Raw genomic sequence first — 24,541 nt, 5'->3', positions numbered from 1 at the left:
TCGCAAACGATCACGGATTTGCGGGCTTGATGGTTGCGAGGTTCAATTCTGCGAAAACGAAATGGTCAGCTTTCCACGCTGCTCGCCGCTGACGATCGTGGGCTGCCCGGAAGGCCCGGAATCCTCAGGCCTGATGAACTTCGATCCCATCCCGGGAATCGCGCCCAGAAAAGAGACGTCGCCCGATGGGAAGTCGACCGTTGTGTACGGATGATCGTTCGGGCGCGTGCCCACCCGCAGATACTGACCCGGAACAGCACTGGTCACGGACCATGATGTATTGTTGCCGCTGAACGTCGCCCACCGCAATCCGGCGAAATATCCCGCCGTCGCCGGGTCGGGCAGGCCGCCACGCGTACCAGCGATATCGTGGACGCCCAGCACGCCGCCCTGCACCCGGTTGCGCCATACGGGATCGCCACCATTCACCAGCGCCCGGACGGCGCGGATGTCGGCCAGCGGCGTATCGAAGCTGACGCCGTGATAGAGAACCGGCCCCGATAACCGGTAGCCATAATCGAGCGTGAGCGCGCCACGCGCATCGATCGTCCAGCGCACCCGGTCGAGGCCGCCCGCGCCCGGTGCCTCTACCCACGCCTCCTCCGCGCCCGTCGTTGCGTTGCGGCCACGACCGGCCTGGACCGTTACCGGCGTCGATGCGGCGGGGAAGCGATCGGGTTCATAGCCCAGCCGTACCGCCTTCACCGCGACTGCCTGTCCATCGGCACGCTGGGGATCGCGGATGCGGATCGCCTTCACGATCTGCGGCGGGAATACATAGCGCTCGCCATCGGTCTTGCGGCGCGATCCGTCGAAGATCGTCCGCCATTGCTGTCCAGCGGGTGAGATATCCAGCGCGAAGCCGGCCCAGCTATCGGCTTGCGTGAAGTCCAGTTCGACCTCAGCGACACTGGCCAGCATCGCGGTGGGCAATTGTCGTGTCAGGCTCGCATCGTCCCCGCCGGCGATCGGTAGCCATGTCGATACGCCCGTGTCTCGCGGCCGGGCGAAGGTAAGCCGTGGACCGTTGGACAGGGTATAGCGCCGACCGCCGCGGCGGACTTCGCGCAGCAATCCGGATACGGGATCGAACGTCGCGTCGACGCCGCCCCCGCTCAGGTGAACCATGCCCCCGGTCCGGGCGACGGCCGGCGCCACCGATCGTCCGGCAGTGACGACGGGCATCGCCGCATCGAGCCGTGCGGTGGGCCATGTCCAGGTCCATATTTCCTGTCCGTCCCGCATCGCGGTCAATGCCAGCGCGTCCGCCTCGTGCCAGCGGGCGGGCAGACGCAGGTACAGCCCGCCGCTGGCATGCGGTGCGATGTCGGGGCCAGCAGTCTCGCCCTTGCCGATCACATTCGCCACTGTCGTGCCAGCGCCGGGTCCGGGAAAGCGGAGCAGCCGCCAGCTGAAACGGAGTTGCGACAGGCTGGTGAAATCGTACCCGTTGCGGACGCTCACCAGACCCGTGAAGCGATCGTCCAGCGTCGGCGCATCGATCTGCACCGGCGACCACAGATCGCGGATGGTGGCGACGCTCGCTTCCGGTTCGTGGCGCGGGCCGACGATCCCGTCGGGCGCGAAGGTACTGAACGTATCGATCGCGCCGCCGCGATCGGTGCGCGCGATGCCTTCATCGGCGAACACCCAGATGAAGCCACCACCGCCACGGGGCGAACCGGCGATCGCCTTCCAGTAATCCGCAAGTCCCGCACCGCCGCCACCGTCGAACAATCCGTGCATGAATTCGGTCGGCATGAAGATGTTGGGACCGGCCAGCCGCCGCAGCGCATCGGCATAGGGTGGGTAATGTTTGGTATCGACATCGGCATGGATCGCCCAGGGGTGCAGGACGGGCCGCTTCTGCGGATCGTACAGCGCATAGTCACCGTCGAGATCGAGGTTGAAGCCGCCTTCGTTACCATTGTCCCAGAACAGGATGCTGGGATGGTTCACATCGCGTTCGACCATCTCGCGCACCAGCCGCCGCCCGACCTGCGTGTCGTGCGCATGCTGCCACCCGCTGAGTTCGTCGAGCACATAGAGGCCGAGTTCGTCGGCGGCTTTCAGGAACGACTCGTCGGGTGGATAATGCGACATCCGCACCGCGTTCATGTTCATCGAGCGTATCAGGCGGACGTCGTCGTAATTGTCTTTCGTGGTCAGCGCACGCGCGGTATCCGGACGGAAGCTATGCCGGTTGACACCCTTCAACAGGATACGCTGCCCGTTCAGGAACAGACCCTGCCCGGCGCGCACCTCGAACGTGCGAAAACCGAAGCGTTCATGGATCTGATGGACGGCCCGATCGCCCCGATAGAGCGTCAGCGTCAGGCCATAGAGATTTGGCGTCTCGGCGGTCCACAGACGCGGACCGGCGATCCGGGTGGCCAGCCGGATGCGGCCACCACCGCCCGCCGGGATCGTTTGCGTGAACGCCGCACCGATCGGCCGGCCATCGGGCGCGGTCACTTGCGCGATCAGGTGGGTGACATCCTGCGGCGCGGCGAGCGTGACATCCGCGGTCAGGGTTCCGTCCGCGCGCCCGTCGATCGCGGTATGGGCGATCGCCTGTGCCGGCGTGGCCTCCAGCCAGACCGGACGGAAGATGCCACCGAACACCCAGTAATCCGCCGCCCGCTCGGCCCGGTTGGTGTCGGGATTGGCGGATGCTTCGTGGACGACCACCTCGACCATGTTCGCCTGACCGATTTTCAGCAGCGGAGTGATGTCGAAGCCGAAGCGATAGAAACCGCCCTGATGCTCCGGCCCGGCCGACACGCCGTTCACCGTCACCGCCGCATCGGTCATCACGCCGTCGAAGATCAACCGTATGCGCCGGCCCTTCCATGCCGCCGGCACGGTGAATTGCCGGCGATAGGTGCCGTGATCCGGCTGGCCCGACCGTCCTTCCTCGCCATATTGATAGCGTCCGAAACCATGCTGCTGCCAATTGGAGGGAACGGGGATGTGCGCGGCCTCGGCCGCGCGTCGGCCGCCGCCGATCCGGAAATCCCAATCCACGGCATCGTCAGGCCCTGTACCGGACAGCATCATCGTCTCGGTCTGCAACGCCTGTGCATCCGCCGCGGCGGGAAGCACCACGGCCGCCATGGCGCACGCCATGGCTATATGCCGCATCGGATCTGGGCGCATCGCTCTCTCCCTATCGACTGGTCACCACGCTTTTTTTGCGTTGGAGCGTCGGCCGGGCATCCTGCTTCCTCAGAGAGGCAATAAAAGTCAACGGTGTTTGTGCCAACGCTGGCATATCAGCCGTTTCGCATACAGGATCGACGATCTTTTTCCGGCCGTGGCCGCTTCTTCTGGGAACGACCTTGCGATGACTCGCGGCAAACCTCGCAGGGCAAAGGCACAACGAATTGCAATCGAAGGTATGTAGTTGAAATGCTCCCAAGGCAGAGGGACGCCAGCTTAAGGAAAAGGCGGCGTCACCCCTGCGCCGTCTGTTTAGATCAACCCCTCATGCGTCATCGCCGTCTTGACGGACGGCCGCTCCATCAGCCGATCGCGATAGGCAGCCAATTTCTCCGGTACGTCGAGGCCGTTTTTCCGCGCCCAGAGCAGCATGACGAAAAGGTAGCAGTCGGCGACGCTCAGGTCGGCGCCCAACAGGAAATCGCCCTCCATCGTGTCGGCGAGATATCCCATCCGCTTCAGGATCGTCTCGCCGGCCTTCGCCTTTTCATCATCACCGGCACCGGCGAAGAAGGGCTTGAAACTCTTGTGTATCTCGGTCGAGATATACGCCAGCGCCTCCAGCAGATGCGTGTGTCCCATCGGGCCTGCGGGCTTCAGCTTCGTGTCCTGATGCGCGATCCAGTCGAGGATCGCGATATTCTCGCTCAGCGTCTCACCGCTGTCGAGCGTCAGCGCGGGGACATATCCCTTCGGATTGATCGCCATGTAATCGGCACCGCTGTCGGTGCGCTTCACCTTCAGATCGACCTTCTCGTGTTCGAACGACAGGCCCGCCTCATGCAGCGCGATGTGATCGGCCAGACTGCAAGCGCCCGGCGAGTAATAGAGCTTCATCAAGCTTCCTCCATGCTGAACCCCCTCAACGCGTGGGGCGTGCGATAGCTGCTTCGTGTCGCCCGGTATCGAAACGGCGGCCCCGGTGCGCTATCGCCGATCCTGGTTACCCCGGGAGGTCGCGCGATGCACAGAATGCTGGTGATGGTGGCCCTGCTGACGATGGCGCAATCGGCACCCGATCCTCATCTGCCGACCGCCACCTTCGACGCAACGCCCCCGGTGCTTCCCACCGGGCTGCGACACGCCGTCCTGATCGTGTCCAAGACGAACGGCTGGCGGCATATCGAACATATCCCGCACTCGAATGCCGTCCTCGCCGATATCGCGCACAGCCTGGGCCGTCCAAGCTACGTTACCGAAAACACCGCCGTCTTCAACGACGACCAACTGCGGCACTTTGCCGTCGTCGTCCTCAACAGCGCCAGCGGTGATTTCCTCACCAGCGATCAACAGGCTGCGTTCAGGCGCTTCGTCGCACGCGGCGGTGGCGTGGTGGCCCTGCACGCCGCCGGCGACGACAGTCATACGCAGGCCTGGTACAAGGACACGATCATCGGCACCAAATTCATCGGCCATCCGGGTGGAACAGATCAGTTCCAGCCGGCCCGGATCATCGTCGATCGACCGCATCATCCGATCATGGCCGGTATCAAACTACCCTGGTCACCCGTCGATGAATGGTACTCTTTCGACGCCAATCCCGCCGCCCGCGGCATGACCGTTCTCGCGCGGATCGATGAGGCAAGCTACCGTCCCGGCACTAGGCTGGCGATGGGTATGCATCCCGTCATCTGGATCAATCCCGCATCGAACGCGCGCATCATGTACTCCGCGCTGGGCCATTTGCCAGCGTCATACGATGATCCGAACTACCGGCGCATTCTCGTCAATGCGATCCGCTGGGCAGGAAAATGAGTCAGACTGGCGGCGACGCCCCGCGCAGACCTGACCGAACGGGAATGTCACGATGAACGACACCTCGACCGCCGCGCTTCGGCTCGGTGATCGCAACGGCCTGCCGGACGATATCGCATTTCTCCGGGCAAACTATCCGCGTGGTGACTGGCGCACGCATGCGAACTTCGGCCGACTCGCCGATTTCTGGCTGCAGGTGCATGCCAGCCTGCGCCATGAAGGCAGCGAAGTGTCGCGCATCATGCACGCCTTCCGCGAACGGCAGCTGGGTGGAGAGCAGTTCCAGCGCGCGTTCGTGCCGCGACTGAACGGCTTCCTCCAGCACCTCGACCAGCACCACCGGATCGAGGATGACGCCTATTTCCCGAAGTTTCGACAACTGGACCAGCGCCTCGTCACGGGCTTCGATCTGCTGGAGTCGGACCACGCACTGATCCACCATCAGCTAGTGACAACCGTCGAGCACGCGCGCGGATTATTGTCCGCGCTGTCGTCCCCCGGCGATGCGGCGCGCCGGGCAGCGGACGCCTATACCGGCGAAGCTGAAACCCTCCTCGATCTGTTGCTGAAGCATCTCGCCGATGAAGAAGATCTGGTCATCCCCGCGATGCTTCACCATGGCGAGCGACCCTTGATCTGACCCACGCCGGTGCTGCCCGCGCCATGGAATGGAGTATCTGTTCGAAGTCGGTCGGCGGAGCCTGTCACGTGCATCTGTTCGATGAGATGGAGGTTGTACCGAAGCCGCTCTACCAGATCGAAAGGCGCAGATATGCTTCGTCGCTCCCTGTTTCTCGCCACGACCCTTATCGCCAGCGCGTCCTTCACCACGTCGGTCGTCTCCGCATCGCGGGGGTCGGCCGCACCCTATCGTGACGTTACCACGACGCATGTTCCGATGGCACCCGATCTCCACGCGCTCGACGCCGTCATGATCGACGTGGACTCGGACGGCGATCTCGACGTCGTCCTTGCCGTGGAGAACGGCGTCAGCCGGCTCTATATCAACGATGGTGCAGGCCGGCTGACGTGGAAGCAGGATGTATTCGGCACCACCGAACACGATAACGAACATGTCCGCGCCGCCGACTTCGACCGCGACGGTCACATGGACGTGGTGTTCGTCGCGGAGGACACCCGGCGGCACCAGCTCTATCTCGGGGACGGCAAGGGCGGCTTCGCCGATGCAAGCGACCGGCTGCCACGGCAAAGCCAGGGTAACGCACTGGCGGTCGGCGACGTCGACGGCGATGGCTTGCCGGATATCGTCATCGGCAATTCGAGCGAAGCCAGGGAGGGCGAGACGAAGCCCGATCCGCGTAATTTCCTGTGGCTGAACGACCCCGCCCGCCCCGGCCGGTTCATCGATGCCAGCGATACCCACCTGCCCCGCAACGCCGAGGACGCACAGGGCATCGCCCTCGCCGACATGGACGGTGACGGCGATCTCGACATGGTCGTCGCCAACCAGACACCGCCCAATCGCCTCCTGCTCAACAATGGCAAGGGTCGCTTTACCGACGCTTCCGACAGGCTCGATCTGCGAACCCCGCTGGAGACGCGCGAAGTCCACGTCTTCGACGCCAATCGCGATGGCCGGCCCGACATTTTCTTCCTCAACCTGACCAGCAACAACAAGGCGTGGGACAAGGACCCGCAGAGTCGCCTGCTCGTCAACGACGGCAACGGGCGGTTTCGTGACGAGACGGCAACGCGTCTGCCGAAACACCGTTTCTCGAGTTGGGCCGGTACGGTGATCGACCTCGACCGCGACGGCGCGCCCGATCTTCTCGTCGGTGCCATCCAGGTGCCGGGCTTTACGCCCTTGCAGGTCCGGGCGTGGATCAATAACGGGCGCGGACGCTTCACCGATGCCACGGCCGGCATCGTACCGAAGGCCACGACCGGGCGAAGCTGGGGCATGGCCACGGGTGATCTTGACGGCGACGGCCAGCCTGACATCTTCATCGGCGGCTGGGGAACGCAGGCGCGACTGCTGCTGACCGGACCGGCGCCCGCCGCACGATAAGTTGGTTCATCGGCACCCTGTCGCACGACAGCCCATGACGGGCGATCAGGGAAGGGATCGTAGCGTCGTCGATGCATACCGGTGCAGGATCATGCGCAAATCGTCGTCATGTCCGTAGAAGGCGTGACCACGACCGGGCACGTCGATCCGCGTCGCTGCCGGAAACGCTTTCATGTAACGCGCAGCGGTCGCCAGCGGCAGGTAGTCGCAATCGCCGCGGATCAGCAGCGCAGGCGCACGAGACAGGGGACCGATCACCGGTGGCTGCCGCGCCAGATCATCCTGCAATCGCAACTGCGGATAGAGATTGCCACCTGGGGGCGACAACGGACGGCGAAGCGGGACCCGTTCCCCCTTGCACTGAAAGCCATAGATGCTGGTGATCTTGTCGACCCGCGCCTGCTGGGTCGCGCGTGCGTCGTCCTGGCTCTGCCACCGCTCGGCGAGCTGCGGAGCATGGCCGATCAGAAGGTACAATGTAGCGTCGCGCAGCGTCGGTTCGAAATCGCCGCGGCTGTCGGTCTTCGCATAGTCGAGCGGATGCGGCTCACCGGGAAAATCACCCGGTGAATCCAGGATCGTTGCCGCCACATGGCCCGGGTAAGCACGGACATAGGCAGCCGCGAGCGACGCCCCCCAGCTTTGTCCCCATACGACCAGCTTTTCGGCACCGATCGCCGACCGCAACGCTTCGAGATCGGCGACGGCGTTCGCCAGCGTGTAACGTTCGATCGGCAGGTTGCCCGACGCACCGCTGCCCGACTGGTCGTAGTAGATCGTCGAAAACCCGGCGTCACGGAATCCCTGCCCCACGGCGAAGTCGCGATTGCGCGTGAACGTCCCAGGGCCGCCATGAAGGAAAACCACGGGCGTTCTGTGTGCGACATGTGTGGGTGTGATCGACCACCACGCAAGCGATGACCCCGCGGCGGTCTTCAATGTTCGATGCGGCCCGCGTGGATCGGGGCCGGCGTTCGCTTGCGGTAACGCCGGGCTGAGCAGCATCGCGGCGACGAGACCGCCAAGCGGCAGGATCGCCAGGATCGCCGCGATCACAGTCGCCGTCGCACGCTTCACGCCCGCCCAAGGCGCAGCCAATCGCCCAAGCAAAGCGGCAATGGCCGCGCCGACCAGCAAGGGCAGTGCAATGAGCATCCACAAATACGGCGCAGAAGGTGCGAACAGGTAGAGCGTGCCCAAGCTTGATATGACACCCGCCAGTGCAGCGCCAATTATGCCGATCCACCCCAACGACCTGAGCATCATCAATCCCCCGATTGCCATGCCACGTTATGGTGAAGTAAAATGCGGAGCAATTGCAATCGTCAGAATCAAGATCAGATAAGTTTCCCTGAAAGTCGTCTAAATCTCAAATAACATCTTTCGCGATCCGGAGCCGGCCAGCGAAGGCCGGGGTGCCGCTAGGGCACAGCAAGTTCAAGACCACCGCATCATGACCCGGACACATTCCGTTCCGCAGCGACTGCGCCTCCTGCTTTGTGAGAAATCGGACCCCTGCCGGTGCCGGATTTCCTTCACAAAAGCGAATATCTGGTCTCTTATGCCATTCCCTCCGAACCGGTCTTTCGTTCAGGCCGCTTGGCCTTTTTAAGGGCTGGACGGGGGATACCTTCTGCGACGTCATTGCGCTGTCATCGCTGACGGGCAGAAACAGGGTTGGAGCCCCTATCGGAATCAAGGCCGTTTGATTGCCGGATAAATCCAGATACCGCCGCAGCGAACGCACCTACCTGATCGACGGCAAACAAGGCGCGCATAGCCATGAAATACCTCGTAGCGACCCTTCTCCTTCTCACCGGGACGCCAGCCGCCGCCGATGATACGCCAGCGGATCTGGTCGATCCGTTCGTGGGGACACTGGCCGATTTCGGGCAGCTTTCGCCGGCGGCGGTGGCACCGTTCGGCATGGTGCAGCTCGGCCCGGATACCGATCCCGCCAACCACGCTGGCTACGATCATGCCGCCACCCGGCTGCGAGGATTCTCTCATACCCGTGGCGTGGGCGTGGGATGCAGCGGCGGTGGTGGCGACTTGCTGGTGTCGCTGCGCCGAACCGGCGCGACCGGGAACGCCCTGATCGACAAGCGCAGCGAGACCGCACGGGCGGGCCGCTACGGCGTGCGTTACGACGACGGCATCCTCGCCGAAGCCACGGCGACCCGTGGTGCCGGGCTGTTGCGTTTCACGGTGGCACGGGCGGGTGACATGACCCTGCGGATCGACCTGCGCCATCAATACGCGCAGCGCCTGTCCAGCGCATGGCATACGGACCGCAGCGACGATCTCCGGGTGGAACTGGTCGCCGGCACCGTGTGCGACAAGGGCCGCTATCGCCTGTTTACGAGCAGTCGCATCACCCTGAACGGACGGCCACTGCATCGCATGATGACCCGGGATGGCGACATCGCGACCCTTGCCGTGCCGATGCAGGCGGGTGACGCCATCGAGGTCCGCACCGGACTGTCGACGGTCGACGCGACGGGCGCGACGCTGGTGCGCGATCGGGAGCTATCGACGCGCCCGTTCGCGGCGGTGGCGGCCCGGACCCGGACCGCGTGGAACGATGTGCTGGGCGGCGTCACGATCGACGGCGACATGCGTGACCGCGCCTTGTTCTATTCCTCGCTGTTCCGCGTCTTCCAGACACCGGTCGCGATCGACGATCCCGATTCCCGGCACCGGGAAAATGACGGCCGCGTTGCCCGGTCCGCGCGCGGACAGACACGCTACGCCAGCTGGTCGCTATGGGACAATTACCGGACGCAACTGCCGCTGCTCGCGCTGTTGCAGCCGCGCCGCAGCGCCGACATCGCCCGTTCGCTCGCCGACCTATATATTCGCGGTAAGCCGCAATGGGCGACGCTGACCGAACCGTTCCTGACGGTGCGGACGGAACATGCCGGGATCGCGCTGCTCGACCTGCGGCGCAAGGGCATCACCGGGTTCGACGCGAAAGCAGCGCTGGCCGGCATGGTGAAGGACAGCACCACCCTGCAACGCGACACGCCCGACCAGCAGATCGAGGCGGCCTATGACGACTGGGCCACCGCCGCGCTGGCCACCGATCTGGGCGATACGGACATCGCCACCAATTTCTCACGAAAAGCGCATGACTATCGGTCGATGTGGCGATCGACCTTCCAGACGCCGGGGCCGGACGCCGACATCGTAAAGGCGCGCGGCCTTTACCAGGGCACGTTGTGGCAATATCGCTGGGCGCCGGTATTCGATCTCGACTGGCTGGTACGAACGGTCGGCCCGGCCAGTTTCGGGGACGAGCTGCACCATTTTTTCGATGCCGGCCTGTTCAACATGACCAATGAACCGGACATCCACGTACCCTGGCTGTTCGCGATCGTCGGCCAGCCCCAGCGTACCGCCGATCTGGTCCGCAAGATCATGACCCGGCCGATCGCGCACCCCTATACGAACAGCGGCAAGCTGGCGACGCCGTTCGTCGGCCCCAGCTTCGCGCTCTCGCCGCAGGGCTTTGCCGACGGCATGGACGACGATGCCGGCGCGATGACCGCGTGGTACGTCTTCGCGGCACTCGGCCTCTATCCGCTTGTCCCTGGCGAGCCGTGGTACATCGTCACCATACCGGCGATCGCGAATGCACGGATCGATCTGGGCGACGGTCGCGCGGTGTCGATCCGGCGGGTCGGGCCATATGACGGCATGATCGTTCGCGCAGACTGGAACGGTCGTCCCCTTACGGACTGGCGGATCGACCATGCGACGCTGTCGCGAGGCGGCACGCTGACCGTCACGACCCGTGCGCGATAGCGACTTTGAGGCAACAGGGCTGCCGCAATCACCCTGCCCGCCCCCCGATAATGCGTGACCTTTCATCAAAGTGACGCAAACTCGCGCAACGGGCCTCATCAACAAGAATGCGTGGGGGAAATAATGATCGCTTCTACCAAGTCCGTGCTGTTGCTCGGCACCTGTCTCGCCATGCTCGGCATCGTGCTGCCCGCCGGTGCGGCATCCGCGCAGAGCGCGACACCGGTCGCCACGCCGAGCACGCCGCAGAATGCAGATACCGCCCGGGCAGCCGGCACCGACACGGCGGAAGACGACACCGGATCGGACATCATCGTCACCGGCTCGGCGCGTCGGCAGCGGCGGTTCGACGTCTCCTATGCGGTGAACTCGCTGGGGCAGGACGACATCAAGCGGCTGGCGCCGCTCAACTTCGCCGATCTCCTGGGCAAGCTGCCGGGTATCCAGGTGGAGGCGACCGGCGGCGAGGTGCAGAACGTCACCCGCATCCGCGGCATCCCGACCGATGACGGTTATGCGGTGTTCCAGCAGGACGGCCTGCCGCTGTTCCACGACATCAACGGCAATTTCTTCCGCGGCGACAGCCTCAACCGCTACGACCTGATGACCGAGCGGGTCGAGGTGGTGCGCGGCGGCCCCGCGCCTATCTTCGCATCCCAGGCAGCGGCGATCGTCAACAACATCACCGTGACGGGCGGCGACACGCCGCGCGGCAAGGTGCAGGTGACGGCGGGCACCACCGATCTCTACCGGCTCGACGCGGTGCAGTCCGGCCCGCTTGGCGGGGGCACCTATTATGCGGTCGGCGGCTATCTGCGCCGGGATGGCGGCCAGCGCGACAATGGCTTCCCGAACGATCGCGGCGGCCAGATCCGGGCGAACATCAAGCATGATCTGGACAATGGCTCGGTGCGACTGAGCGTCAACTACCTCAACGATCACAACAGCTTCTATCTGCCCATTCCCGTCGCCGATCCGCGCAACCCCGCGGTATCGCTCAACCCGTTCATCGATTTCTTCAGTGGTACGCTGAATTCGCCCGCGTTCCGTGGCGTGACGCTCAAATACCGCGATGCTGCCGGCGTGACGCAGAGCCAGACGCGCGATCTCGCCGATGGCCGACACATGGAATATGGCAATATCGGTCTTCAATATGACGGTGATCTCGGCGGATGGCAGTTGGCCGTGCGCGCCGGGTTCACCAAAGGGCGCCTGAATTTCGACGCCCTCTACTCGACGTCCAACCCGGTCGACGCCAACACGTTCGCCGCCAGTTTCCGCTCGGCCGCCAATACCGCCTTCGGGACTGCCGCGACACCGGTAGCGCGGCTGGGCTATGCGCTGTCGGGCACGAACGGCGCCACGGCCTATGATCCCTATGCGGCATCGGGGCTGGTCGTGCAGGGTCAGTATCGCGGTGTCGGCTCCAGCTTCTATTCGGGGCAGGGCGATGTCAGCGTCACGCGCAAGTTCGACACCGGCATCGGTACGCACGACCTGCGGATCGGTGGCTACGGATCGGCCTATGGCCTTACCAACAAGGCGGTCTATCAGGACTATCTGATGGAAGTGCGCGGCCAGCCGCGGACGCTCGATCTGGTTGCCTATTCAGCCACCGGGGCGGTTCTGGGTTCGGTTACCGATCGCGGCGTGCTGCGCTACGGCACCACGCTCAATCAGGGCGAGGTCGATTCCACAGTCTATGCGCTTTACGGGAACGATACGTGGGAGATTACGCGCGGCCTGCGTCTCGATGGCGGCATCCGGCACGAATGGTATCACATCGACGGCTATGGCCTGACCTCGACCTCGGTCAATCTGGGCGATGCCACCACGCTGGCCGACAACAGCGTCCGCAGCTTCGACGGTGCCCGCCAGTCACGCAAGGACAGCCCGACCGCCACGAACTGGACGATCGGCGTCAATTACGACGTCAGCGACCATTTCGGTGGTTACGCCCGCGCCTCGCATCTGGAGGTGCCGCCGCAGTCGAGCAGCTATTATGGCATCAACCCGGTATTGGTGAAGACGAAGGCCGATCAGTACGAAGCCGGCTTGAAGACATCGTTCGGCCGCAACTACCTGTACCTCACCGGCTTCTACACCAAGTTCGATCCGTTCAACGCATCGTTCGTCGCGTTCAACCCCACCACCGGCCGCAACGATCAGGCGGTGCCGTTCATCGGTCAGGCCGAGGTCAAGGGTATCGAGGTCGACGGTGCACTGGTGCCGGTGCCCTGGTTCTTCCTGTCGGGATCGTTCACCTATCAGGACCCGAAGTACAAGAATCTGGAGAATACGGCCGGTGCCGATCCCTCGGCCGTCAACGGTAACCAGATCATCCGCGAGCCCAAGGTATTCGGCAACGTGCGTCCCACGTTTTCGTTCGAAGCCGGCAGCAGCCAGGTCGAAATCTATGGTCGCTATGAATATGTCGGCCGCCGTTTCGTCGATCTGTTCAACAACACGCGGCTGCCATCCTACAACACCTTCGGTCTGGGTGGGACGCTGACGTCCAATGGCTTTCAGTTCCAGGTCGTCGGTGACAACATTTTCAACAACAAGGGCCTGACCGAGGGAAATCCCCGCACCGACCAGCTTGACGGACAGACCTCGCGCGACGCGATCTATGGCCGCCCGATCTTCGGCCGCAGCGTGCGCTTCATCGTCAGCAAGTCATGGTGAGACGCGGCGCCGCGGCATTAACGGCCGCGGCGTTGCTCGCCGCGATCCCGGCGGCGGCAGCGCCCGTTCGCGACGCCCATCTCGCTGCCATGGCAGGCCGGCTGTTCCCGTCGCTGCGCGGACGCACGCTGGCGGGCGCGGTAAGGCAACGGCGTATTGCCGACTGCGCTGCCGCCGCGCCCTGCCTGGTCGAGGCCGCGATCTGGCGCGACGACGAGCGCGAGGCGCTGGCCCGCGACGCCGGCGCCGCTGCGGACGACGTACGGCGTGAGGTCGACGGCCTGAACGAAGTGCTGCGCGTCTATGGCGTCGGCAAGCTGCCGCGCTACCCCCTGATCGACGGTTCCGACGAGGCGTTCGGCAGCGCCGGCTTCGCGGCGAAAGTTGCTGATGCCGTGATGCTGGCGACCATGCAGCGCAACGATCCCGCGGTCACTGGCGATCCCAGCCTTTCGCTGGCTCTCGCCCTGCTCGACGCGAACGGCAAGGACGCGGCGATCGCATTCGAGCCGCTCGGCCAGCGATACAATGCCGGCGCGATAGCGAAGGCTCGGGGAATGGACTGGTCGCGCTTCCGCTACAGCGCGATCATCGCATTGGGCGTCGGGCCAGAAGACATCGCAACGCCGCTCAGTGCGCGTGGAAAGGCCAACGTCCGGCTGGCCGCGGACGCGTTCGACCAGGGGCTGGCGCCTTTCATTATCGTCAGCGGCAGCGCGGTCCACCCGCGTGACACGCCGCATGTCGAGGCGGTGGAGATGCGCCGCGCGCTGATCGACCGGTTCGGCATTCCGGCCGACGCGATCATCGTCGAACCCTATGCGCGGCACACCACCACCAACCTGCGCAACGCGACCCGTCAGCTGATCGTACTCGGCGCGCCGCTGGATCGCGACACGCTCGTCGTCAGCAACACCGCGCATATCGACGCGATCGCCAGTCCGGCATTCACGGCGCGCAATCAGCGCGAACTCGGCTATCAACCGGGCCGGATCGGCTCGCGACCTGCGCCGAATGCCATCACTTTCCGCCCCGACGCCGCCTCACGGCGCGTGGACCCCATCGACCCGCTCGACCCCTGACCCTGGCCCATAGCGTTGGGGTACTGGTCACGATCGGAAAACCGAAACGACCTGAGGCACGCGCGGACAATCAGGCGATCCGCGCAGCATCGATAGCGCGCGGCATCTGGTTTCATACCGCGCCCAAAGGCGACGGAGAATCCATCAATAGACCTCTGAATCTATCAAAACGCCTGGAACAGCGCCGTTTCCGGCGTCGATTCTCAAGGACAATTTGCCTTTGAGACGAAATGGCGGAGCGGGAGGGATTCGAACCCTCGATACGCTTTTGGCGTATACTCACTTTCCAGGCGAGCGCCTTCGACCACTCGGCCACCGCTCCGCATGCTCTGGAAGGGGCGGCACTAGGCGGGAGTGGGCGGCGGCGCAAGACATTGCGTGCAGACGATCGCTCGGGCACGTTGATGGCATGATGATCGCGCTCGTCCTCGCCGGCCTGGTTCAGGCTGCCCCTGCACCCGCCGCCCCTGTCACCACGCCCGTTCCCGCCCCGGCTGCGGCCCCCGCCGCCCTGCCGTCCGCCCCCCTGCCCGAGGACTGGGTCGCGATCCCCGATGACGAGGTGATGGTGGTCACGCTGGCGGGTGGCGGCACCGTGGCGGTGCGGCTGGCGCCGGCCTATGCGCCGGTGCATGTCGACAATATCCGCCGGCTGGCCGCGGCGCGGTGGTGGGATGCCGGCGCCAGCGTGTACCGGGTGCAGGACAATTACGTGGGGCAATGGGGTGATGCGACCGAGAAGAAGCCCTTGCCGCCCGGCATCGTCGCCAACCCGCCCGCCGAGTACGATCATGCCGGCACCACCGCGGTGGCGAAGCTGACGAAGCCGGACCCGTATGCACCATGGGCTGGGTACAGCCGCGACGGGTGGCCGCTGGCGGGCAATGCGACCGCCGAGTGGGTGCCGCATTGTTATGGCATGGTCGGCGTCGCCCGCGATCTGGCGCCCAGCACGGGCAGCGGCGGCGACCTGTATGCCGCGATCGGCCATGGTCCCCGCGCGCTCGACCGCAATGTCGCGATCGTCGGCCGGGTGATCGACGGGATCGAGCGATTGTCGGCTCTGCCGCGCGGCACCGGCGATCTGGGTTTCTACAAGACGCCGGGCGAGCAGGTGGCGATCACGGCGGTCCGGCTGGCGAGCGAGATCCCGGCGGCCGAGCGTCCCCGGTTCCAGTATCGCCGTACCGACAATCCACGCTTCACCGCCTGGATCGCTTCACGCGAGAACCGCGCGCCGCCATTCTTCGTGGTGCCGGCGGGCGGGGCGGATATCTGCAACGCCCTGCCCCCGATACGCCGCGCACCGGCGGGCTGAGGCGGGCGCCGGTTACTTCAGCAGCTTCGGCGCTTCCCGCGCGATCACGTCGCGGACCTTGCCCGCGAACAGGCCGAGGAAACCGGGCAGATCGACGACGGCATGCACCTTGTCCTCGAACACCGTCGCGCTCGACGCGATCGTCTGGCCCATCGCCGAGACGGTGAAGTGCATCGTATCCCCCTCCCAGCGATGATCGACATGGCCGCCGCCGGGGATCTTCTCGGTAATCCGGGTGATGCCGCCGTCCAGCCGCTGGCGGACACCCGCCTTGCCCAGGCTATGCGGAATATCGAGTGAGATCGGCTGGCCCATGGTCAATCCTTGGCGAAGAGGGAAGCGTCGTCGGCGAACGCCTTGAACTCCAGCGCGTTGCCGCTGGGGTCGTAAAAGAACATCGTCGCCTGCTCGCCCGTCTGCCCCTTGAAGCGGACATGGGGTTCGATACCGAACGGGATGCCCGCCGCGCGAACGCGGTCGGCCATCGTCTCCCAGTCGGGCATGGTCAGTACGACGCCGAAATGCGGCACCGGCACGTGATGGCCGTCGACGCCATTCTCCACCACGACGGGTTTCGCCGCCGGATCGAGATGCGCGACGATCTGATGCCCGCCCAGATCGAAATCGATCCACTGGTCGCTCGATCGCCCCTCCGCGCAACCCAGCACATCGCCGTAAAAGGCGCGCGCGGCGGCAAGATCGTGGACGGGAAAGGCGAGATGGAAGGGGCGCAGGGTCATGATGCGGGTTCTAGCCAATGCACCACGGTCGCGAAAGGCCGCAGCCACTCAGCCGCCGTTCATCGACAGGGCATGACATTATGCCATCGCAATGTCGGGAGGATGTGATGCGCTGGCTGGCCATGGGGTTCGTTCTGTTGTCGCTGTCGGTCGGCGCGCAGGCTCAATTCAAACAGCGTAGCCTGCCGGGCGATCGCCTGCCGCCAGATAGCTGGTCGTCCCCGCGATTGCCGGTGGAGCGCCCGGCCGGTCCGACGATCAACGACGAGGTCGCGGACGTCCGTCAACGGGTCGACAAGGCCCGTGACAGCGGTGCGCTGTCCAGACGTGAAGCACGCGGCCTTCGCCGGGAAACCGCGTCGGTCGGCCTGCTGGCCGGCATGTATGCCGAAAACGGTCTGTCCGATGCCGAGCGTCGCGAACTCGATGGCCGGATGCAGGTGGTGCGCGACAATGTCGTCATCACCCGCACCCGCGCTTTCGACAGGAAGAACGGGAGCCGGTAACGCACCGGCCCCGTCCGTCTGGATCACGCCGCCAGCGACGCCGTATCGATGACGAAGCGATACTTTACGTCGCTCTTCTGCATCCGGTTATAGGCCTCGTCGATCTTCTGGATCGGGATCATCTCGATGGTCGAGACGATGTCGTTGGCCGCGCAGAAATCGAGCATCTCCTGCGTTTCGGCGATGCCGCCGATCAGCGAGCCGGCGATCTGACGACGCTGGAAGATCAGCGCGCCGACATTGGGCGACGGATGCGGCTGATCCGGCACGCCGACCAGCACCAGCGTGCCGTCCCGCTTCAACAGCGCGGTGAACGCGTCGAGCAGATGGCTGGCCGCCACCGTATCCAGGATCATGTCGAAGCTGTTGGCGTGCGCCGCCATCTCGTCCTCGTTGCGCGACACCACGACCTCGTCCGCGCCCAGATCGAGCGCGTCCTGACGCTTCGATTCCGACGTCGTGAAGGCGACGACATGCGCGCCCAGCGCATGGGCGATCTTCACGCCCATATGGCCAAGGCCGCCGATACCGACGATGCCGACCTTCTTGCCCGGACCCGCGCCCCAATGCTTCAGCGGCGAATAGGTGGTGATGCCCGCGCACAGCAGCGGCGCGACGGCGGCGAGCTGTTCGGCGGGGTGGCTGATCCGCAGCACGAATTTCTCGTCGACGACGATCCGCTCCGCATAGCCGCCCAGCGTGTGGCCCGGCTTGTCTTCGGTCGGCGAGTTGTACGTCAGCGTGAAGCCGTTCTCGCAATATTGCTCCAGCCCCTCGTCGCACGATCCGCAATGCTGGCAGCTGTCGACCAGACAGCCGACGCCGACCGTATCGCCGACCTTGAAGCCCGACACGCCGTCGCCGACCGCGGTGACATGGCCGACGATCTCATGCCCCGGTACGCAAGGGTACAGCGTACCTTCCCATTCGGCGCGGACCTGATGCAGGTCGGAATGGCAGACGCCGCAATAGGCGATGTCGATCTGCACGTCGGTCGCACCGGGTGCGCGCGGTTCGATCTCGATCGCTTCGAGCGGACGGTCGGCGGCGTGCGCGCCATAGGCTTTGGTCGCCATGGAAGATTCCTCGTGTCGGATATGATGGGGGACCGCGGACGACGCGGCATGACGACATAATGATCGGCGGCACGAAGATATCCCCACCCTCTCGCGCAATCGCCCACATGATCGGAAGGATTGCGGCGACGGACGCCCCGACCCATAGCGCGGCAATGAACCGCTATCCCGCCCCCGGCCCCGCCCTAGGCCCGGCCCTGTCGTGCATCCTGCTCGGCGCGCTGGCCGCCTGTGGCTTTGCGCCGCTGGACCTGTGGCCGCTGACCCTGATCTGTTTCGCGGCCTGGATGGCGCTGATCCATGCCGCGCCGACGTTCCGCACCGCCCTGTCGCGCGGCTGGCTGTTCGGGCTGGGGCATTTCACCGTCAACAACAACTGGTTCCAGCACGCGTTCGACTTTCAGGACGCGATGCCGCCGGTGCTCGGCTATTTCGCGGCGGTCGCGCTGGCGCTGTATCTGGCGGTGTATCCGATGGTCGCGGCGGGCATCGCATGGCGCCTGCGCGGGCGGGCGCCTGATACGGCCTATGTAATGTTTTTCGCCACGGCGTGGATCGCGACCGAGTATCTGCGCGCGGTGCTGTTCACCGGTTATGCGTGGGACCCGCTCGGCGTCATCTGGTTGCCCGCGATCGGTGTCGCGCGACTGTCGGCATGGGTCGGCACCTATGCGCTGTCGGGGTTGACGATCGTCGCGGCGGGCGCCCTGCTGCATCTGGCGCGGCGGCGCTGGACCTTGCCGGCACTGGCGGGCGGCGTCACCGGCCTCGCCGCGCTGTCGGCGTTGTGGACGAACGCACCCGATGCGGCGCCCGGCACCCCGCTGGTCCGCGTCGTACAGCCAAACATCGGCAACGAGGAACGCGGCGAGGCCGGCGGCGAACTCGCCCTCGCCAGACTGATCCGGCTGTCGGGCACCCCCGGTGCCATTCCCCGGCTGGTCGTCTGGCCGGAGGGACTGGTGCACGACCTGCTGGAGGACGGCTATCCGTCGTACGTCTATGCCGGACGCTGGCCCGGGGACACGCGGGCGCGGATCGCCCGCACCCTCGGCCCCCGCGATCTGCTGATGACCAACGCGATCACGCTGGCCTTCGACGCCAATGACGGGATCGCGGGGGCGGGCAATTCGGTGCTGGCGATGACCGCCGACCGCCGCATCGTCGCGCGGTACGACAAGGCACACCTCGTCCCCTTCGGCGAGTATCTGCCGCTGCCGGCGCTGCTCAGGCCGCTGGGCATGGCCCGGCTCGTCCCCGGCGATATCGATTTCACCCCCGGCCCCGGCCCGCGCGCGATCGAATGGCGCGGCTTCGGCCCGATCGGCATTCAGGTCTGCTACGAGATCGTCTTCTCGGGCGAGGTCGTCGACCGCGCGCACCGGCCGCGCGTGCTGTTCAACCCGTCGAACGACGCGTGGTTCGGCCGCTGGGGACCGCCGCAGCATCTGGCGCAGGCACGGATGCGGGCGATCGAGGAAGGGCTGCCGATCATCCGTTCGACCCCCACCGGCATTTCCGCGATCATCGCCGCCGATGGCCGCCTGATCGCCATCGTGCCGCACGAAACCGCCGGCGCGATCGAACGGCCGATCCCGCCCGCCCTCGCCCCCACCCTGTTCGCGCGCATCGGCAATGCGCTGGCGGCGATCGTTGCGCTCGGTCTGTTCGCGGTCGGCGTTGCCATCCGCCGTCGCGGTCGATAGAGAACATATAAAGCTATCTTTATATCGTTATGAGGCACTGATGCGCTCTTCCTTCATCTTCACCTCCGAATCCGTTTCCGAAGGCCACCCGGACAAGGTCGCCGACCAGATCAGCGACTCGATCGTTGACCTGTTCCTGTCCAAGGACCCGGAGGCGCGCGTCGCCTGCGAGACGCTGACGACCACGCAACTCGTCGTCCTCGCCGGTGAAATCCGGGGCAAGGGCATCATGGACGCCGACGGAAACTGGGCCGAGGGCGTGAAGGACGAAATCGAGGCGACCGTCCGCGCGACCGTGAAGCGCATCGGCTACGAACAGTCGGGCTTCCACTGGCAGACCTTCCGGTTCGAGAACAACCTGCACCCGCAGTCCGCGCACATCGCGATGGGCGTCGACGAGAGCGGCAACAAGGACGAGGGTGCCGGCGATCAGGGCATCATGTTCGGCTACGCCACCGACGAGACGCCCGGCCTGATGCCCGCCACGCTCTATTACAGCCACAAGATTCTGGAGCGGATGGCCGCCGATCGCCACTCCGGCGCGGCGCCGTTCCTTGAGCCCGACGCCAAGAGCCAGGTGACCCTCCAGTACGAGAACGAAGTCCCCGTCCGCGCCACCGCGCTCGTCGTGTCGACCCAGCATTCCGCCGACCTGTCCAACGACGCCGGTCAGGCGAAACTGCGCGACTATGTGAAGGGCGTGTTCGCCGACATCCTGCCTGATGGCTGGCTGCCCGCCGAGGACAAGATCTACGTCAACCCGACCGGCCTGTTCGAGATCGGCGGCCCTGACGGCGACGCTGGCGTCACCGGTCGCAAGATCATCGTCGACACGTACGGCGGCGCCGCCCCGCACGGCGGCGGCGCATTCAGCGGCAAGGACCCGACGAAGGTCGATCGCTCGGCCGCCTATGTCGCGCGCTATCTCGCCAAGAACGTCGTCGCCGCCGGCCTCGCCCGCCGCGTCACGATCCAGCTGTCCTACGCGATCGGCATCGCCGAGCCGCTGAGCGTCTATGTCGACACCCATGGCACCGGCACGGTGGACGAGGCGAAGCTGGAAGCGATCCTGCCCCAGCTCGTCCGCCTGACGCCCAAGGGCATCCGCGAACATCTGAAACTGAACGCGCCGATCTATTCCAAGACCGCCGCCTATGGTCACTTCGGCCGCGATCCCGAGGGCGACCTGTTCACCTGGGAAAAGACCGATCTGGTCGACCAACTGAAGGCCGCCGTCGCCGTATAAGCGCGGCAATCACCCTCACCCTGCGCCGCCTGCGGCGTCTTTCCCTCTCCCGATGGGAGAGGGAGGGAGCGGCAAAGCCGCGGAAGGGTGAGGGTGGGCAGGATTGCCAACGCTGCCTGCGAACGCCACTCCTATTCCCGAAACCGCGCGATGCCGGCCTTCAGCCCCGCCTCGCCGACGCGCAGCCCGGCATGGGCCACCCGCTCGGCCACCCATCCGATCGCCGCGCCGGCCAGCACATCGCTCATATAATGTTTCCCGCGCACCGGCTGCATCGCCGCCACACCCAGCGCCGCAACCTGTAACGGTAATCCCGCCGCGGTCGATTCGGTCGCGACCGCCTGCGCCACCGCCACCGCGCCCGCCGTGTGGCCGGAGGGAAACGAGTTCATCGACGTGTCCCCGGCGCCGCTGCCCCGCTCGATCCGATGCCCTTCCTTCACCGCCCGCGCCGGCCGGGTGCGGTCGATACTGGCCTTCAGCACCGATTTCACGCCCGTCGCCAGCAGATGGCTCGCCAGCATCCGTACCCCGCTGCGCAATACCGCCGGCCGCCGCATCGCCGCGCCCAGCAGGATCGTCGCGGCGGAAATCGCGATCAGCGGCGGCTGGTCAGCCAGTTCGCTCGCCTTGCCCGCGATCTGCGCGACGGGGCCATCGGGACGGGTGGTCGCACGGTGCGTCTGTTCGATATCGGCCCGCTTCGCCGCCTTCGCTGCCTGCTTCGCGGCCTTTTTCGGCTTAGCCATCGTCATTTTCCTTATCGCTGCGCACTTGCGCATGGGCCAGCACCGCGAACAAGCCCGCACCGCCGACCAGATTGCCCACCACCGCCGGCGCGATCAGCGCGAACAGCGCCTCCGCCCAGCCGACATGGCCGCTGAACGCCAGCAGGAACGCCTCGTCTGATCCCACCACCGAATGGCTGAACCCGGCGATCGCGACCGCATAGGTGATCGCCATGATGATCCAGAACGCCTGATCGCGCGCATTGGGCAACGTCCAGGCCAGCACCGCGATCAGAAAGCCGGCCGGGATCGCGTTCAGGAAGGTCGCCCACGGCCCCAGTTCGGTGATGCGCAGGGAGATTTCGATCGCCGCCACCCGCAGGCTGTCGTCCCCCAGCACGCCCGCCGCGATCAGGCCGGCGGCGATGCCGGTGCCGACCAGATTGGCACCCAGCACGATTCCCCATAATCGCACCGTCCGGCGCAGCGCCCACCACGACGGCCGCGTCACCAGCGGCAACATCGCCGTCACCGTGCTTTCGGTGAACAACTGCATCCGCCCGAGGATCACGATCAGGAAACCGATCGGATAGCCCAGCGACACGACCAGCCCGCGCCACGGCACATCGGGCAGGTCGCGGTGCAGCGCTGCCTCGATGATCAGGGATGTGTTGATCGCCAGTCCGGCCGCCAACGCCGACCAAAACAAGGCGGCAAACGGCCGGTCCAGTTCCTCCTCGCCCGCCTCGCGCACCGCACGATGCAACTCTGTCGCGTCGGCCGCCTTCAGGTCCTCGACATCGTCGTTACCGGCATCCGGCGCGCTATCGGGGTGGGGATCGGTCATTCATATCGGGTAACGAGCCGCTCCCGGCTTTGCTCCCGGCGCCGGCCCGGCTAGGAGCCGCGCCATGAACGATCCCGCCGTTATCCGTCGCCTCTATGGCCGTCGCCAGGGCCACAAGCTGCGCACCGGTCAGGCCGCGCTGGTCGAGGAGCTGCTGCCGACGATCAGCGTCCCCGACACCGGCCCGCTCGATGCCGCCACATTGTTCGGCGCCGACCGTCCGTTGCAACTGGAAATCGGCTTCGGCGCCGGCGAGCATCTTGCCGGGCAGGCGGCCGCCCACCCGAACACCGGTTTCATCGGTTGCGAACCGTTCCTGAACGGTGTCGTCGGCGCGCTCAACCATATCCGCGACGGCGATCTCGCCAATATCCGCCTGCACATGGGCGACGCGCTGGAGGTGGTCGAGCGGTTGCCCGACGCCTCGCTGGAGCGCGTCTATCTGCTCCATCCCGATCCGTGGCCCAAGGCGCGCCACGCCAAGCGCCGGATGATGAACCACGGCCCGCTCGACGCGATCGCCGCCAAGCTGGCGCCCGGCGGCGAATTCCGCCTCGGCACCGACGATCCGACCTATTGTCGCTGGGCGATGATGGTGATGGACCAGCGCCGCGATTTCGAATGGCTGGCGACCGGCCCGAAGGATTTCCTGACCCGTCCCGACGACTGGCCGGAAACCCGCTACGAACGCAAGGCCCGGCGGCAGGGGCACGAAGTCTGGTATTTCCGCTATCGCCGCGTCTGACGGTCCCCGATCGGTTCCGGCGCGTTAACCGCCCCATGTCCACGCTCTTTCCCCTGATTGCCGTGCTGCTGGCCGGTATCGGCGTCGCCGTACAGGCGCCGACCAATGCGATGCTGGCCCGGACATCGGGATCGATCCTGCTTGCGTCGCTGATGTCGTTCGCGGGCGGCACCGCAATCCTGTTCTCGCTATGGCTGGCGTTCGACCGGACCTCGCCCAGCACGTTGAAGGATGTGCCCGGCTGGGCATGGCTGGGCGGTTTCTACGGCGCGGTGTTCGTCGCCGCCGTCGCCTTCGCCGCGCCGCGTCTGGGGCTGGCGACCACGCTGACCGTGGCGATCGCGACGCAGGTCGCCGCCGCGCTGGCGCTCGATCATTTCGGGTGGTTCGGGCTGAAAAGCGATCCCGTCAGCATCACCAAGCTCGCCGGCGCCGCGCTGATGCTGATCGGCGTCGTCGTCATCCGCCGCGGCTGATCGCGCCCCCAGCCGCTACCCGCCAACCCGCCTCTGGTATGTCCGCGCCCGCCGTGCCAGCCTGTCCCCCCCGCTTCCCTATCAGGTATCGCATGATCCCGACGCTTCCCGGCATAACCACCGTCGCACAGACCATCACGCTCGCGCTGTCGCCGATCTTCATGCTGACCGCGATCGGTCAGTTGCTGAACGTGCTGACCGGCCGCCTCAGCCGGGTCATCGACCGGGTCCGCGCGCTGGAACAGCTTCACCCACGCTCGACCGGGCCGGAGCATGACCGGCACGTCTGGGAACTGCGCCTGCTCGATCGCCGCATCTCGATCATCAACGCCTCGCTGTTCCTCGCGGTGTCCAGCGCGGTCATGACCAGTCTCGTCGTCGCCGCGCTGTTCGTCGCCACGCTGGCCAAGCTGCATTTCGCCAGTGCGGTCGCGATCTGCTTCATCCTGGCGATGGTGATGCTGATCGCCTCGCTGATCTCGTTCATGTTCGAGGTGCGGCTGTCCCTGCGCGCGATCCATGTCCGCAAGGAATATCTCGACGAGCGATAAGGCCGCCCCCCAAGACCGGTCA

General features: G+C 65.6%; 21 protein-coding genes and 1 tRNA gene. 13 read left to right on the top strand and 9 right to left on the bottom strand.

From position 1 onward, the window contains the following. Nucleotides 1–42: 42 nt before the first annotated feature. Nucleotides 43–3,117 carry a glycoside hydrolase family 2 protein gene (locus tag JAO74_RS01150; RefSeq protein ID WP_199034195.1) on the bottom strand — a complete coding sequence of 1,025 codons (3,075 nt, stop codon included), beginning with the start codon at nucleotides 3,115–3,117 and terminating at the stop codon, nucleotides 43–45. 357 nt (nucleotides 3,118–3,474) lie between these two features. Then, on the bottom strand, nucleotides 3,475–4,059 hold the full coding sequence (locus JAO74_RS01145; protein ID WP_199034193.1) for a glutathione S-transferase N-terminal domain-containing protein: 585 nt from the start codon (nucleotides 4,057–4,059) through the stop codon (nucleotides 3,475–3,477). Nucleotides 4,060–4,185: 126 nt separating this feature from the next. Between JAO74_RS01145 and JAO74_RS01140 the strand changes: the two genes are divergently transcribed. From JAO74_RS01140 to JAO74_RS01130, 3 genes are all read left to right on the top strand, one after another. Next, nucleotides 4,186–4,977 carry a ThuA domain-containing protein gene (locus JAO74_RS01140; protein ID WP_199034191.1) on the top strand — a complete coding sequence of 264 codons (792 nt, stop codon included), beginning with the start codon at nucleotides 4,186–4,188 and terminating at the stop codon, nucleotides 4,975–4,977. 52 nt (nucleotides 4,978–5,029) lie between these two features. After that, entirely contained in the window at nucleotides 5,030–5,617 is a 588-nt protein-coding gene (locus JAO74_RS01135) for a hemerythrin domain-containing protein (RefSeq protein ID WP_199034188.1), read from the top strand. Between the two features lie 132 nt (nucleotides 5,618–5,749). Then, nucleotides 5,750–7,006: an FG-GAP repeat domain-containing protein gene (locus tag JAO74_RS01130; RefSeq protein ID WP_199034184.1), complete on the top strand. Its 1,257-nt coding sequence runs from the start codon at nucleotides 5,750–5,752 to the stop codon at nucleotides 7,004–7,006. A 45-nt stretch (nucleotides 7,007–7,051) separates the two neighbouring features. On the opposite strand, the gene JAO74_RS01125 is transcribed toward JAO74_RS01130, so the two are convergent. Next, on the bottom strand, nucleotides 7,052–8,083 hold the full coding sequence (locus tag JAO74_RS01125) for an alpha/beta hydrolase (protein ID WP_332908696.1): 1,032 nt from the start codon (nucleotides 8,081–8,083) through the stop codon (nucleotides 7,052–7,054). A gap of 705 nt (nucleotides 8,084–8,788) precedes the next feature. Between JAO74_RS01125 and JAO74_RS01120 the strand changes: the two genes are divergently transcribed. From JAO74_RS01120 to JAO74_RS01110, 3 genes are all read left to right on the top strand, one after another. Then, nucleotides 8,789–10,813 (top strand): glycoside hydrolase domain-containing protein, encoded by a 2,025-nt coding sequence (locus JAO74_RS01120; RefSeq protein WP_199034180.1) that lies wholly within the window; start codon nucleotides 8,789–8,791, stop codon nucleotides 10,811–10,813. Between the two features lie 171 nt (nucleotides 10,814–10,984). After that, nucleotides 10,985–13,498: a TonB-dependent receptor gene (locus JAO74_RS01115; protein ID WP_199035099.1), complete on the top strand. Its 2,514-nt coding sequence runs from the start codon at nucleotides 10,985–10,987 to the stop codon at nucleotides 13,496–13,498. Next, complete coding sequence (locus JAO74_RS01110; RefSeq protein ID WP_199034178.1) at nucleotides 13,492–14,580, top strand: YdcF family protein; 1,089 nt, start codon at nucleotides 13,492–13,494, stop codon at nucleotides 14,578–14,580. The genes JAO74_RS01115 and JAO74_RS01110 overlap by 7 nt, the downstream gene beginning before the upstream one ends. Nucleotides 14,581–14,811: 231 nt before the next feature. Here JAO74_RS01110 and JAO74_RS01105 read toward each other — a convergent pair. Beyond that, a tRNA-Ser gene (locus JAO74_RS01105) sits at nucleotides 14,812–14,902 on the bottom strand. An 87-nt stretch (nucleotides 14,903–14,989) separates the two neighbouring features. On the opposite strand from JAO74_RS01105, the gene JAO74_RS01100 reads away from it, so the two are divergent. Further along, nucleotides 14,990–15,898, top strand: a complete 909-nt coding sequence (locus JAO74_RS01100; protein ID WP_199034176.1) for a peptidylprolyl isomerase — start codon at nucleotides 14,990–14,992, stop codon at nucleotides 15,896–15,898. A gap of 12 nt (nucleotides 15,899–15,910) precedes the next feature. Here the strand turns inward: JAO74_RS01100 and JAO74_RS01095 are convergent, their stop codons facing one another. Next, nucleotides 15,911–16,213, bottom strand: a complete 303-nt coding sequence (locus JAO74_RS01095) for a polyhydroxyalkanoic acid system family protein (RefSeq protein ID WP_199034174.1) — start codon at nucleotides 16,211–16,213, stop codon at nucleotides 15,911–15,913. A 2-nt stretch (nucleotides 16,214–16,215) separates the two neighbouring features. Next, a complete protein-coding gene (locus tag JAO74_RS01090; RefSeq protein WP_199034172.1) occupies nucleotides 16,216–16,638 on the bottom strand; it encodes a VOC family protein in 423 nt (140 codons plus the stop codon). Between the two features lie 107 nt (nucleotides 16,639–16,745). Here JAO74_RS01090 and JAO74_RS01085 point away from each other — a divergent pair, with 107 nt between their 5' ends. Continuing rightward, nucleotides 16,746–17,144, top strand: coding sequence for a hypothetical protein (locus JAO74_RS01085; RefSeq protein WP_199034170.1), 399 nt, complete (start codon nucleotides 16,746–16,748; stop codon nucleotides 17,142–17,144). A gap of 23 nt (nucleotides 17,145–17,167) precedes the next feature. Here JAO74_RS01085 and JAO74_RS01080 read toward each other — a convergent pair whose 3' ends face one another. Next, the gene (locus tag JAO74_RS01080; protein ID WP_199034168.1) at nucleotides 17,168–18,220 is read right to left on the bottom strand and encodes an NAD(P)-dependent alcohol dehydrogenase; all 1,053 of its coding nucleotides are present in this window, start codon (nucleotides 18,218–18,220) and stop codon (nucleotides 17,168–17,170) included. A gap of 155 nt (nucleotides 18,221–18,375) precedes the next feature. On the opposite strand from JAO74_RS01080, the gene lnt reads away from it, so the two are divergent. Then, nucleotides 18,376–19,926 carry an apolipoprotein N-acyltransferase gene (gene lnt / locus JAO74_RS01075; protein WP_199034167.1) on the top strand — a complete coding sequence of 517 codons (1,551 nt, stop codon included), beginning with the start codon at nucleotides 18,376–18,378 and terminating at the stop codon, nucleotides 19,924–19,926. Nucleotides 19,927–19,966: 40 nt separating this feature from the next. Beyond that, on the top strand, nucleotides 19,967–21,172 hold the full coding sequence (metK, locus tag JAO74_RS01070; protein WP_199034166.1) for a methionine adenosyltransferase: 1,206 nt from the start codon (nucleotides 19,967–19,969) through the stop codon (nucleotides 21,170–21,172). 131 nt (nucleotides 21,173–21,303) lie between these two features. Here metK and JAO74_RS01065 read toward each other — a convergent pair whose 3' ends face one another. Beyond that, on the bottom strand, nucleotides 21,304–21,921 hold the full coding sequence (locus JAO74_RS01065) for a phosphatase PAP2 family protein (RefSeq protein ID WP_199034165.1): 618 nt from the start codon (nucleotides 21,919–21,921) through the stop codon (nucleotides 21,304–21,306). After that, the gene (locus JAO74_RS01060) at nucleotides 21,914–22,747 is read right to left on the bottom strand and encodes a formate/nitrite transporter family protein (RefSeq protein WP_199034160.1); all 834 of its coding nucleotides are present in this window, start codon (nucleotides 22,745–22,747) and stop codon (nucleotides 21,914–21,916) included. Before JAO74_RS01060 ends, JAO74_RS01065 begins: the two co-directional genes overlap by 8 nt. A 64-nt stretch (nucleotides 22,748–22,811) precedes the next feature. On the opposite strand from JAO74_RS01060, the gene trmB reads away from it, so the two are divergent. The 3 genes from trmB to JAO74_RS01045 all read left to right on the top strand — a co-directional run bounded on the left by trmB (nucleotide 22,812) and on the right by JAO74_RS01045 (nucleotide 24,519). Then, nucleotides 22,812–23,492, top strand: coding sequence for a tRNA (guanosine(46)-N7)-methyltransferase TrmB (trmB, locus tag JAO74_RS01055; protein WP_199034158.1), 681 nt, complete (start codon nucleotides 22,812–22,814; stop codon nucleotides 23,490–23,492). A gap of 35 nt (nucleotides 23,493–23,527) precedes the next feature. Then, a complete protein-coding gene (locus tag JAO74_RS01050; RefSeq protein WP_199034156.1) occupies nucleotides 23,528–23,968 on the top strand; it encodes a DMT family transporter in 441 nt (146 codons plus the stop codon). Between the two features lie 92 nt (nucleotides 23,969–24,060). Beyond that, nucleotides 24,061–24,519 carry a DUF2721 domain-containing protein gene (locus JAO74_RS01045; protein WP_233150535.1) on the top strand — a complete coding sequence of 153 codons (459 nt, stop codon included), beginning with the start codon at nucleotides 24,061–24,063 and terminating at the stop codon, nucleotides 24,517–24,519. Nucleotides 24,520–24,541: the final 22 nt, after the last annotated feature.

The sequence above is a fragment of the Sphingomonas mollis genome (genome assembly GCF_016427505.1).
In the GTDB taxonomy this organism is placed as follows: Bacteria; Pseudomonadota; Alphaproteobacteria; order Sphingomonadales; family Sphingomonadaceae; genus Sphingomonas; species Sphingomonas mollis.
The sequence above is the reverse complement of the archived record's forward strand: the minus strand, read 5'-3'. Positions and strand labels throughout refer to the sequence as shown.

Coding starts and splice junctions, on each gene's coding strand:
- JAO74_RS01150 (WP_199034195.1), bottom strand. CDS start 3,117: ATGGCGGCCGTGGTGCTTCCCGCCGCGGCGGATGCACAGGCGTTGCAG.
- JAO74_RS01130 (WP_199034184.1), top strand. CDS start 5,750: ATGCTTCGTCGCTCCCTGTTTCTCGCCACGACCCTTATCGCCAGCGCG.
- trmB (WP_199034158.1), top strand. CDS start 22,812: ATGAACGATCCCGCCGTTATCCGTCGCCTCTATGGCCGTCGCCAGGGC.
- JAO74_RS01045 (WP_233150535.1), top strand. CDS start 24,061: ATGATCCCGACGCTTCCCGGCATAACCACCGTCGCACAGACCATCACG.
- JAO74_RS01060 (WP_199034160.1), bottom strand. CDS start 22,747: ATGACCGATCCCCACCCCGATAGCGCGCCGGATGCCGGTAACGACGAT.
- JAO74_RS01110 (WP_199034178.1), top strand. CDS start 13,492: ATGGTGAGACGCGGCGCCGCGGCATTAACGGCCGCGGCGTTGCTCGCC.
- JAO74_RS01115 (WP_199035099.1), top strand. CDS start 10,985: ATGCTCGGCATCGTGCTGCCCGCCGGTGCGGCATCCGCGCAGAGCGCG.
- JAO74_RS01100 (WP_199034176.1), top strand. CDS start 14,990: ATGATGATCGCGCTCGTCCTCGCCGGCCTGGTTCAGGCTGCCCCTGCA.
- JAO74_RS01085 (WP_199034170.1), top strand. CDS start 16,746: ATGCGCTGGCTGGCCATGGGGTTCGTTCTGTTGTCGCTGTCGGTCGGC.
- JAO74_RS01120 (WP_199034180.1), top strand. CDS start 8,789: ATGAAATACCTCGTAGCGACCCTTCTCCTTCTCACCGGGACGCCAGCC.
- lnt (WP_199034167.1), top strand. CDS start 18,376: ATGAACCGCTATCCCGCCCCCGGCCCCGCCCTAGGCCCGGCCCTGTCG.
- JAO74_RS01135 (WP_199034188.1), top strand. CDS start 5,030: ATGAACGACACCTCGACCGCCGCGCTTCGGCTCGGTGATCGCAACGGC.
- JAO74_RS01050 (WP_199034156.1), top strand. CDS start 23,528: ATGTCCACGCTCTTTCCCCTGATTGCCGTGCTGCTGGCCGGTATCGGC.
- JAO74_RS01090 (WP_199034172.1), bottom strand. CDS start 16,638: ATGACCCTGCGCCCCTTCCATCTCGCCTTTCCCGTCCACGATCTTGCC.
- metK (WP_199034166.1), top strand. CDS start 19,967: ATGCGCTCTTCCTTCATCTTCACCTCCGAATCCGTTTCCGAAGGCCAC.
- JAO74_RS01095 (WP_199034174.1), bottom strand. CDS start 16,213: ATGGGCCAGCCGATCTCACTCGATATTCCGCATAGCCTGGGCAAGGCG.
- JAO74_RS01145 (WP_199034193.1), bottom strand. CDS start 4,059: ATGAAGCTCTATTACTCGCCGGGCGCTTGCAGTCTGGCCGATCACATC.
- JAO74_RS01065 (WP_199034165.1), bottom strand. CDS start 21,921: ATGGCTAAGCCGAAAAAGGCCGCGAAGCAGGCAGCGAAGGCGGCGAAG.
- JAO74_RS01080 (WP_199034168.1), bottom strand. CDS start 18,220: ATGGCGACCAAAGCCTATGGCGCGCACGCCGCCGACCGTCCGCTCGAA.
- JAO74_RS01140 (WP_199034191.1), top strand. CDS start 4,186: ATGCACAGAATGCTGGTGATGGTGGCCCTGCTGACGATGGCGCAATCG.